Raw genomic sequence first — 10,448 nt, forward strand, 5'->3', positions numbered from 1 at the left:
CGCGTGCACGGTGGACAGCATGGACACCGGAAACCCCCAAAGGACCGGGGTGGTGCGGGCGGGACGCCATAGGCGGCCAACACGGCCCGGGCTGACGCGGGGTTGCGCGCAGGAAGCCGAACGGGATTAGGGGATTGTCAGTCGAAGGGATGGCCCAGAAGCCAGAGAGATGCGGGGAGCCCATGCCAGACCATGTCCCCTTGCCCATCGGGACTGCTTTACCCCAAGCCCAGCACACCGCTAGCGGCCTAAGTGGCTATCACCAGCTCTCACCCTTGCCCTTGCCTGCCGAGAAATGCAGGGCCCTACCGCGATGGGATATCGATACCGGGAAATCCAGGACACGGACCGCACCAACGACTGCTTTCCATCTCGAGGTACTGACGCTTAGCGAGCTGAAAAATATGCAGAAGGACGTCGCCGAGGCGATCTCCACATTCGAGAATCATCAGAATGCGGAAGCCCGCGCCAAGGTGGACGCTTCCGCCCGAGACCTCGACTACTCCCTAGCCGAACTTGTCGGCACAGAGACGAAATTCACCCGGCACCTGTCGTGGCGAAATACCGGCACCCTGAGAATCCGGCGATCACATGGTTTGGCCGGGGTCGCAAACCGCGATAGTTCGTGGAGCTCTTAGAAGCGGTAACACCGCGAGCGACCTAGCCATAAGTTGAGGGCACCCTACGTCCAAACGTGCCCCATGCTCAGCACTAGGAGAAGGACGGCTACCCTTTGAACAGGCTGTCCGCAACCTAGCACATACCCGAAGGCAGCCCCGCTAGATATAGAATTTGAATGGCTGCGGTCCGCCCTCCCGCGCCGAACCCATCACAAGGATGTCGCCGACCATCTTCGCGAAGCGAACCGTTACCGGCAGCCCGTCGTTGAAGTTACACGAGTTATAGTTGATCTTTGTCAGTCCCATGATGTCAGAAAGAACCGTCCGCATCTCTGGTTGACGATGCTTTGAGCGCAAGATCGTCACCATAAGTGGGTTGGGTGTTTCAGGCCCGATATACGTATCCGGCCCAACAGGCCCGAGCGTGCATATATGGACATTTTAGAGAATATAACATGAACGAACTGTCTGTTGACCGGACAGCTTGAAGACGGGAGGCTGTTTCTGGCGTTGTTTGGGGGATGACGGGTTGGAACGGTCTTTTGTCGAGGTTTGGAGCCTATCCTTTGATGACATCGGATTGATCGAGGGGATCAATCGTTCCGGCCGGGTCTGGTTTGCGTTTCAGCTGAGCTTCTTCCGAGCGCGGGCGCGATTTCCGTCTCGGTCGGGCGATGTCCAGGCCGATGTCTTGCGTTACCTTGCCGCGCAGCTGGGGATCGCCGCGCCGGAAGCGCGGGATTTCGAGTGCGGTCATGTGACGGCGCGCAGGCACCGGGCAGCAATCTTGAGGTATTTGGATATTCGACGTGCCGCTGATCGAGATCGGCAAGCGTTGCGGAATGAACTGGCTTTCGTGTTTCGGGGATCCTTCGGGAAGATTGAGGATCAGGTCGAGCTTGGGTATCGCAAAAGCCGCGCGCAGGGGTTCTTCGTTCCGTCGGACAAGATCATGGAGCGGCTTGTCCGCGGTGCTCGGCATGATGCCGTTGAACACCTGCTCAAGAGGATTGCAGACAGCTTGTCCGGTGAGGCCCGCCGGAAACTGGAGGCCAGCCTGGCCGGCCCCAAATGCGCAACGGGGTTTCTGAGTTTGAAAGCGGATGCGGGTGCCGCCACTTTGGAAAACATCCTGGCGGCGACAATGCGATTGGCATTCGTGAATGCGCTCGATTTACCATTCCAGATCATGGAAGATGTCGACCCCGCCCTGGTCCAGAGACTGTCCCGCCGCGTCGATGGTGAGACCGCGGCCGAGATGCGCCGCCATGGCGACACGCGTCGGCTGGGTCTCTTTGCGCTCAATCTCATGCATCGCCGTGGCGAAATGATCGACGCGCTGATCGACCTGCTGCTTGAGATCATCCACCGGATGCAGACACGGTCGCGCCGCCGGGTAGTGGGGGCGATTGCGCGGGATATCGAGCGGGTCCATGGCAAGGAGCGCCTGCTGGTCGATATGGCTATTGCAGCGGTGGATGAACCCGAGGGCCGGGTGCTTGAGGTCATTTATCCTGTCGCGAGCGTGGCCAAGCTGAAGGCCGTGATTGAAGAAGACGGCGCCAAGGGCACGCTGGACCGGCGAATTCAAACGGCGATGCGCGGCTCCTACGCCAGCCACTACCGTCGGATGGTTCCGCCGCTTCTTGCCGCGCTGCAGTTTCGATCGAACAACGCAAGCTGGCGCCCGATCCTGGATGCACTCGATTTGATCGAGCGGTGGCAACAGGATGGACGACGGGTCGTGCCTGTCGATCTGGCTCCTCAGGGTTCCATTCCCGCCAAATGGCGCGAGGCCGTCATCGATGCATCCGGCCGTCTGAACGTGATTACCTTCGAGCTCTGCGTATTGGCACAGTTACGTGAGAGGGTGCGCGCGAAGGAAATCTGGGTCGATGGCGCTGACCGCTACCGCAACCCGGACAATGACTTGCCGACCGATTTCGAGGCGCAAAGACACATTTATTATCAGGGCCTTGGCCTCACCCAGGATGCCGGAGCGTTTGTCTCGCAGGTGCGCGATGTGCTGACGCGCGAACTCCACCTTCTGAACCGAACCCTGCCGGAAAACGAACAGGTCCGGTTGCGAACATTCGGGGAAAACCGGATCAGAGTAACGCCCTTTGCCCCGGTGCCGGAACCACCGGGGCTGGGAGCTCTCAAGCGCGAGGTCGAACGCGTCTGGCCGATGACCGGCCTGCTCGATGTCCTGAAGGAAACGGCATTGGACACGGGGTTTCTGGATTGCTTCGAGACGTCCGCCAGCCGCGAAGCCTTGGCCCACGCAGACCGGGACCGGCGGTTACTGCTGGCGCTCTATGCTGCGGGGACCAATGCCGGGATCAAACGCGTCGCCGCCGGTGTCGGTGACATTAGTTATGACGAACTGCTCCACATCCACCGCCGCTATATCGACCCAAACGCGCTGCGTGCCGCCGCGGCGCGCGTGGCTGATGCGACACTGAGGGTCCGCAATCCCGCGATCTGGGGCGCGGCGGGCACGGCTTGCGGTTCGGATTCCACCAAGTTCGGCGCCTGGGACCGTAACCTGATGACTGAATGGCACGCGCGCTACGGTGGGCGCGGGGTGATGATCTACTGGCATGTCGAGCGTCAGGCGACCTGTATCTATTCGCAGCTCAAGAGGTGTTCGTCCTCGGAGGTGGCGGCGATGATCGAGGGGGTGCTCCGGCACTGCACCGACATGGAAATCCAGCGCCAGTACGTCGATAGCCATGGTCAGACTGCTGTCGGTTTTGCCTTCTGCCATCTGCTCGGGTTCGAATTGGCGCCACGCCTGAAGGCGATTGCCCGCCAAAAGCTGGTCCTTCCCGCCGCGGGCATGCGGACGCACTTGCCGCATCTGGCGCCGATCTTGTCGAACGCCGAGATCGAGCGGCAATACGACGAGATGGTCAAATACGCCGCCGCCATGCAGCACGGCACCGCCGACCCCGAAGCGATCCTGCGCCGGTTTGCCCGGACCGACGTGATGCACCCGACCTACAAGGCGCTGGCTGAACTGGGTCGTGCCATCAAGACGATCTTCCTGTGCCGCTATCTGCGATCAGAAGCCCTTCGCCGGGAAATCCACGAAGGCCTGAACGTTGTCGAGAACTGGAACAGTGCGAACGGCTTCGTCTTCTTCGGCAAGGGCGGCGAGATTGCCTCGAACCGGATCGCCGATCAAGAAATCTCCGCCCTGGCGCTGCAACTGGTCCAGGCATCGATGGTTTATGTGAACACGCGCATGGTCCAATCGGTCCTGTCGGACCCGAATTGGCAGGATCGACTGACTCCAGAGGATTATCGCGGCCTGACGCCGTTGATCTATGCGCACATCACACCCTATGGCCGCTACGATATCGATTTGGAGACCCGGATCGATTACGAGCGTATCGCGGCTTGAGCGTTACTATGAGTCTACCCAAAGTAACGCAAGGCATGAACAGCGGAAGCACTCATTTTTATGTTCACTTTGGGTCCGTTTCGAGATAATGAACACATCATCTCAGAGGCACACCCAAAATGAACAGATCGAGCCCCAAAATCGGCTATGCCCGAACATCGACCGTCGATCAGAACCTCGATGCCCAAATTGAGGCGCTGACAGCCGCAGGATGTGGGATGGTGCGCCAAGAACAGCGCAGTGGCGCGACGCTTGAAGGCCGCCCTGAATTGAAAATCATCCTCGACTTTATTCACCCAGGCGAAACCCTGGTGGTGACGCGGATCGACCGGCTTGCCCGCTCAATGCAGGATCTTCAGACCATCGTTGCGCGGCTGAAAGAAAAGGGCGCGCATCTGGCGGCCACCGAGCAGCCCGTGGACACCTCCACGGCGACGGGCAAAGCGTTCTTTGACATGCTTGGCGTCTTTGCGGAATTTGAAACCAATCTCCGCCGCGAGCGGCAGGCTGAAGGGATCAAGGCCGCGAAACGCAAAGGGGTCTATCGCGGTCGCCCACCCACGATCGACATGGCCACCATTCAGGCCAAGCTTGGTGCAGGCCTCTCTCCAACGGAAATTGCCCGCGAAATGGGGATCTCGCGCGGTACTGTCTATAAAGCAAAGGCTGAAATGCTGACGGGCAATGATATCATTGAGGGGCGGACTGCATGAAAAAGCCCCCACGCAAGCGACAGCCTTCCGCGCCCAAAGCGCCTGTGCAAACAGGGGCCAAGGTCCCACCACCACGCAACCTGACCCCAGAGCTTTGCGACCGGCTGCGCCGGGACATGATGAAGGCCTGCCTCGCCGTGGCAGAAACCCACGGGCTGACGGTCGAAGGCGGGGATCTCTCGGATATCGATCTGCGCCATAGCTTCGAGATCAGCTTCCGCGTCGGCATCCCGCAAGAGAGCGGCGAGATCTACTCACCAGAGAAGGCCCTGTTCGAGGTGCTCGCGCCTCATTTTGGCTTGGAGCCCGAGGATCATGGCCGAACCTTCCGATCGAAGGATGAACTCTTCCGCATCGTCGCCATCAATCCAAACAGGCCAAAATATCCGATCAGCGCAGAACGCGTCTCCGATGGCCGAGGCTTCAAGTTCCCCGCCGAAAACGTCGTCATGTACCTGCAGCGTTCAGGCGCATAGTTTGTACGCCTTTTGTCCCATCAAACGATCAAATATGCACGCTCGGGCCTGTTACGCGAACCAGCTGCAACAAGCTCTCGACGAACCCGGTCGTCTGCCGGAGCGCCATGCCGAACAGCACCTTCATCGAGAGGCACGTCTGTATGGCGGCGTCGCTGTAGCTCTGCTGGCGGCCACGCCTGCCAGTTGGTGCGGCCTCCCAGCTCATCTCGGGATCGAACCAGATCGTCAGCGATCCGCGGCGCTTGAGCGCTTCATTGTAGGATGGCCAGTTCCTGGTCTTGTAGGTTGGAGGTGTGGGTCTGCTCATGGATTCCAGCTACCACGCTGGATTCATGAGATGAATCCCAAAAGGGATTTGTGCAACAGAGCCCTTCCAACTGGCCGGGTTCACGCACATCGCAAGGAAGGAACAGCGGCGCACCCACTTCCTGCGCCACGGGTTCGACCCATGGCCGGGCCTTTTCATTAAGAAAGGTCAGCGCCAGCTCTGCCCCCGCCGCGCGAAAGGCCCTGGCGCAACCGGCGGCGATGCTGGCCTCATTCGCCACGCCAACCACGAGGCCGCGTTTGCCTTTCAGATCAATCATGTCGCTGCCTCTTCGCTGACGGCCTCCTGGGCGATGATGCTTTCCTCATCGGTCGGAATGACAAGAAGCTGCACCCGGCTGGCGGCGGTGCTGATCCTGCGCGACCCTGCTTCATTGGCATCGGGGTCAAGCTCTGCCCCAAGCCAGGCCAGCCGCGCGGCGACACGGGCGCGGATACCGGGCTGATGCTCGCCGATTCCTGCCGTGAAGACCAGCGCATCGATCCCGCCCATGCTGGTCGCCAACCGTGCCACCTCGCCCGCGATGCGCAGGCAAAAGAGGTCGATCGCCTCGGCAGCCTCTGGGCGCGTGCTGGCCATCAGCTCGCGGCTGTCAGCCTCGAAACCCGACACGCCCAGAAGGCCGCTTTCACGATAGAGCATGGTCTCGACCTGTTTCAGGCTTTGCCCCATTTCGCCCATCAGATGCAGGATCACGCCGGGGTCCAGCGCACCCGAACGCGTCGCCATCGGGATGCCGTCCAGCGTCGAAAACCCCATCGAGCTGTCGATGCTCTTGCCGCCCCGGATCGCACAAAGGCTTGCGCCGCTGCCCAGATGTGCGGCGACCACCTTTGCATCGGTGGCCAGATCGCCCAGTTGCCCGGCGATATAGCGGTAGGAGAGACCATGAAAGCCATAGCGCTTGATCCCCTGATCATAAAGCGCGCGCGGCAGGGCAAAGCGGCGGATCAGGGGCGGGTTGGTGGCATGAAACGCCGTGTCGAAAGAGGCTGTCTGTGGCACATCGGGGTAAAGCCCTCGCATCGCCCGGATCAGCGCAAGGCTTTGCGGCTGATGCAGCGGCGCAAGCCGCGCCAGCGCGTCGATCTGCGCGATCACCTGATCGGTGATCCGGGCTGGTCCTGTGAAGACATCGCCGCCATGCACAACCCGATGGCCGATCACCGCAAGGCGCGAAAGATTGAAATGCCCGGCCAGCCAGGCAAAAGCCTGGTTCAGCACGGCTGTCAGATCGCCGGGATCCGCTGTGATCGGGCCTGAAAAGGTCTTGCCCTCGCGCGTCAGGCGCACTTCGAAAGGCTCATCGCGGAAATCGATCACGCCCGAGGCCAGCGGGCGCGGCGCGGCGGCCTCCAGTGCGTAAAACCCCAGCTTGATAGTCGAGGATCCGGTGTTGAATGTCAGGATCAGATCGCGGGTCACGCCTTCCCCTCCGCTTTGCGGACCGCGACCAGCTTGGCCAGCGCAGCCGAGGCGATGCGGGCCGATAAAGGATCCGCCCGGCTTGTCAGAACGATTGGCACCCGTGCGCCCAGAACCAGCCCCGCGGCCGTGGCGCCCGCGAAATAGATCAGCTGTTTGGCAAGCATGTTCCCGGCCTCGAGATCCGGCACCAGAAGAATATCGGCCTCGCCCGCCACCTGCGAGACGATGCCCTTCGTCGCCACCGCCTCGGGGCTGATCGCATTGTCGAAGGCCAGCGGCCCGTCAACCAGCGCGCCCGTGATCTGGCCTCGAGCCGCCATCACCGTCAGCGCGGCGGCATCCAGCGTGGCGGGCATCGTCGCGTTCACTGTCTCGACCGCCGCCAGCACCGCGACCTTCGGCTGATCGCGCCCCAGAAGCCGCATCAGATCGACGGCATTCTGGCAGATGTCGCGCTTATGCTCTAATGTCGGTGCGATATTGATCGCGGCATCGGTGACGATCACCGGCTTGCGATAGGCGGGCACATCCATCGCATAGACATGGCTGATCCGGCGTTCGGTGCGCAGGCCGCCGCTTTTCGAAACCACCGCCGCAAGCAGTTCATCGGAATGCAGGCTGCCCTTGACCAGCACCTGGACCTTGCCACAGGCCGCCAGTTCCACCGCCCGCGCCGCCGCTGCATGGCTGTGCTCTGTCTCCTCGATCCGGAAGCCGTCAAGCGAGACCCCGGCCTCGGCGGCCGCCGCGCGAATCTTTGCGCCGGGACCGATCAGGATCGGGTCAAGCAGGCCTTCGTCGCGCACCTCGATCGCGCCAAGGATCGCGGATTTCGAACAGGGATGCACCACCGCCGCCCGCACCGGGGGCAATGCGCGGGCCTCTTCGACAAAGCCCTGCCAGCGCCCCTTCGGCAAGACCACCGCCTCGGGAAGGTCACCCGGCACCCAGGTCACCTGCTCGACCGGGGCCAGCACCAGCGCCTCGCCCGAAAGCACCACCTCGCCCCGCTGATTGCGGGCGGTGGTCGTCAGGCGGACACGGTTCTTGCCCTCGATCAGCTCGGCCACTTCAACTTCGGCGGTGATGGTATCGCCTGGCGAAACCGGCTTGTTAAAGCGGATCTGCTGGTCGAGATAGATCGTCCCCGGCCCCGGCAGGCGGGTGCCCAGCACCGCCGAAATCAGCGCCGCAGTCCACATGCCGTGCACCACGACATGGCCAAACGGCCCATGGGCGGCGAAACCGGCATCCAGATGCGCGGGGTTGGCGTCGCCGGAAACAGCGGCGAACAATTCAATATCCTTGGGACCGACGTGGCGGACAAGACTGGCGCGGTCGCCGATTTTCATCTGGTGAAACAGATAGTTGGTCAGAGTGCCGGTCATCTTGTCACCTCTGGAAAACATATGTGCCGGGCGCATCTGCCAGCGCGTTGCCCATTGCGGGCGGCGCGGCGGGGGCACCCGAACGCGCGGCAAGCCAGGCCTGCCAGGGCGTCCACCACGAACCCTCGGTTGCAGGATTGGCCTCGACCCAGGTCTCGGGCGGCAAAAGCGCGTCGTCATGGGCGCGGGTCGCCAGCCGGTAGCGGCGGCGCGGGTGACCGGGAGGAGAGACGATCCCCGCATTATGCCCGCCCGACGTCAGCGCGAAAGTCACCTCGCAATCGGTGAACTGGTGGATTTTGTAGACCGACTTCCAGGGTGCGACATGATCGCGCTCGGTCCCGACGGCAAAGATCGGCACCCGGATGTTCTGCAACAGAACTGTCTTGCCCCCGGCGGTGAAGCGTCCCGAAGAAAGCTCATTATTCAGATAAAGCCTGCGCAGATATTCGGCATGCATCCGATAGGGCATCCGGGTGCTGTCGGCATTCCAGGCCATGAGATCATTCATCGCCGTCCGCTCGCCCATCATGTAATCGCGCACCATCCGGGACCAGATGAGGTCATTCGAGCGCAAAAGCTGAAACGCCCCCGCCATCTGATCGGCAGAGAGATAGCCGCGGTTCCACATCATGCTTTCAAGAAGATGCAGCTGGCTTGGGTCGATGAACAACGCAAGCTCGCCCGGTTCGGCGAAATCGACCTGCGCGGCAAGCAGCGTCAGCGAGGCGAGACGCGCGTCCCCCTTCCCCGCCATGGCAGCCGCCGCGATCGACAGCAAAGTGCCACCCAGACAATAGCCGGTGGCGTGGATTTTCTGATCGGGCATTAGACGGGTGATCTCATCCAACGCGGCCATCACGCCCAGCCGGCGATAATCCTCCAGCGTCAGATCACGATCCTCTGCACCCGGATTGCGCCAGGAAATGGCGAAAACCGTGTGGCCCTGCGCCACCAGCCAGCGGATCAGTGAATTCTCCGGGCTGAGGTCGAGGATATAGTATTTCATGATCCAGGCCGGAACGATCAGCACCGGCTCGGGGTGCACGGTTTCTGTCGTGGGCGTATACTGGATCAGTTCGATCAGGTGGTTGCGGAAGATTACCTTGCCCGGCGTCACCGCCACATCGCGACCCGGTGTAAAGGCCTCGACACCCTCTGGCGGCTCCTGCCGGATCTGGCGGACGACGTCCTGCAGCCAGTTCTGCCAGCCCTTCACAAGGTTCATGCCTCCGGTAGCCCAGGTCCGTGCCACAACCTCGGGATTGGTAAAAGGGTTGTTCGAAGGCGCACAGACATCAAGGATCTGTTTCGCGGCAAAAGACACCACATCCTCGTGGTGCTTCGTCACGCCCGGAACCTCATGGGTGACGTTATGCAGCCATTGCTGCTGCAGCAGGAAAGCCTGCGACATCCAGCTGAAGGGCGGTTTCGCCCAGGCTTCACCGGCGAAACGGCGGTCGCCCGGCAAGGGCGTGATGACCGGCGCGGCCTGCGGATCCATCGCCGAGGCCATCAGATGCGCCATGAGACGCTGCCATTTGCGGCCCGCCTTGACGCCCAGTTCCATCTGCTTGCCCGGTGCCTGCGCCAGATGAAAGGCCCAGTCGACATAGGCCATCATCAGCGAGCCGGGCGAGACCCCGCCGCTGAGCTGTCCCGAGAGCGCCTCTCGTATGCGGTCAACGGCCTGAAAAGCCTCGATGCCAAGGCTTTCATCGCCGGTTGCACCCGAGCCATCTGATTTGGGAGTAAGGGCCATGTCGCGTCTCCAATTTACCGGCGGAAGTTAGCACAGAACTATCAACGAGTGTTGATCGAATTCAAAGAGTTCAAGATTTTTCTTGAACATAGGCATTGCGCCCAAGGCCCGATGCCGACGACATGTCGTAAAGCGCCGTCAAACCGCCGAAACAGCCGCCCCCGGACTGAACAGGCAAAGCATCGGCGTCCGGCGGCGGACACGGAATCCCCTGTCCCTGCCCTGATCATCATGGACGATTACCGGCAAAACGGCGCGACGTCGAGGCCATGACCCGGCCAATGCCGCTGGCGGTATTGTCAGGTTAATTCCCTCTGCCCC

Annotated in this window: 8 protein-coding genes and 1 pseudogene; 4 read left to right on the top strand and 5 right to left on the bottom strand. The window is 61.6% G+C overall.

Translation table 11 applies throughout. The features are described from left to right. Window positions 1–553 precede the first annotated feature (553 nt). The 4 genes from DL1_RS22325 to DL1_RS19855 all read left to right on the top strand — a co-directional run bounded on the left by DL1_RS22325 (window position 554) and on the right by DL1_RS19855 (window position 5,218). Window positions 554–622, top strand: a complete 69-nt coding sequence (locus DL1_RS22325; RefSeq protein WP_342727558.1) for an H-NS family nucleoid-associated regulatory protein — start codon at window positions 554–556, stop codon at window positions 620–622. 527 nt (window positions 623–1,149) lie between these two features. Next, the gene (locus DL1_RS19845) at window positions 1,150–4,029 is read left to right on the top strand and encodes a Tn3 family transposase (protein WP_038069882.1); all 2,880 of its coding nucleotides are present in this window, start codon (window positions 1,150–1,152) and stop codon (window positions 4,027–4,029) included. 119 nt (window positions 4,030–4,148) lie between these two features. Continuing rightward, on the top strand, window positions 4,149–4,742 hold the full coding sequence (locus tag DL1_RS19850; RefSeq protein ID WP_051693714.1) for a recombinase family protein: 594 nt from the start codon (window positions 4,149–4,151) through the stop codon (window positions 4,740–4,742). Beyond that, entirely contained in the window at window positions 4,739–5,218 is a 480-nt protein-coding gene (locus DL1_RS19855; RefSeq protein ID WP_051693715.1) for a hypothetical protein, read from the top strand. Before DL1_RS19850 ends, DL1_RS19855 begins: the two co-directional genes overlap by 4 nt. 58 nt (window positions 5,219–5,276) lie before the next feature. Here DL1_RS19855 and DL1_RS19860 read toward each other — a convergent pair. The 5 genes and pseudogenes from DL1_RS19860 to DL1_RS19875 all read right to left on the bottom strand — a co-directional run. Further along, window positions 5,277–5,528 (bottom strand): annotated as a pseudogene (locus DL1_RS19860) (IS5/IS1182 family transposase); the annotation flags it as partial. Then, window positions 5,473–5,808 carry an SDR family oxidoreductase gene (locus DL1_RS21395; RefSeq protein WP_074855046.1) on the bottom strand — a complete coding sequence of 112 codons (336 nt, stop codon included), beginning with the start codon at window positions 5,806–5,808 and terminating at the stop codon, window positions 5,473–5,475. The gene DL1_RS21395 and the pseudogene DL1_RS19860, both read right to left, overlap by 56 nt. Continuing rightward, window positions 5,805–6,974 (bottom strand): acetate/propionate family kinase, encoded by a 1,170-nt coding sequence (locus DL1_RS19865; RefSeq protein WP_035745643.1) that lies wholly within the window; start codon window positions 6,972–6,974, stop codon window positions 5,805–5,807. The genes DL1_RS21395 and DL1_RS19865 overlap by 4 nt, the downstream gene beginning before the upstream one ends. Beyond that, on the bottom strand, window positions 6,971–8,365 hold the full coding sequence (locus DL1_RS19870; RefSeq protein WP_089258481.1) for a bifunctional enoyl-CoA hydratase/phosphate acetyltransferase: 1,395 nt from the start codon (window positions 8,363–8,365) through the stop codon (window positions 6,971–6,973). The genes DL1_RS19865 and DL1_RS19870 overlap by 4 nt, the downstream gene beginning before the upstream one ends. 4 nt (window positions 8,366–8,369) lie before the next feature. Continuing rightward, window positions 8,370–10,127, bottom strand: a complete 1,758-nt coding sequence (locus DL1_RS19875) for a PHA/PHB synthase family protein (protein ID WP_051693716.1) — start codon at window positions 10,125–10,127, stop codon at window positions 8,370–8,372. Window positions 10,128–10,448 lie beyond the last annotated feature (321 nt).

The sequence above is a fragment of the Thioclava dalianensis genome (genome assembly GCF_000715505.1).
Lineage (GTDB): Bacteria > Pseudomonadota > Alphaproteobacteria > Rhodobacterales > Rhodobacteraceae > Thioclava > Thioclava dalianensis.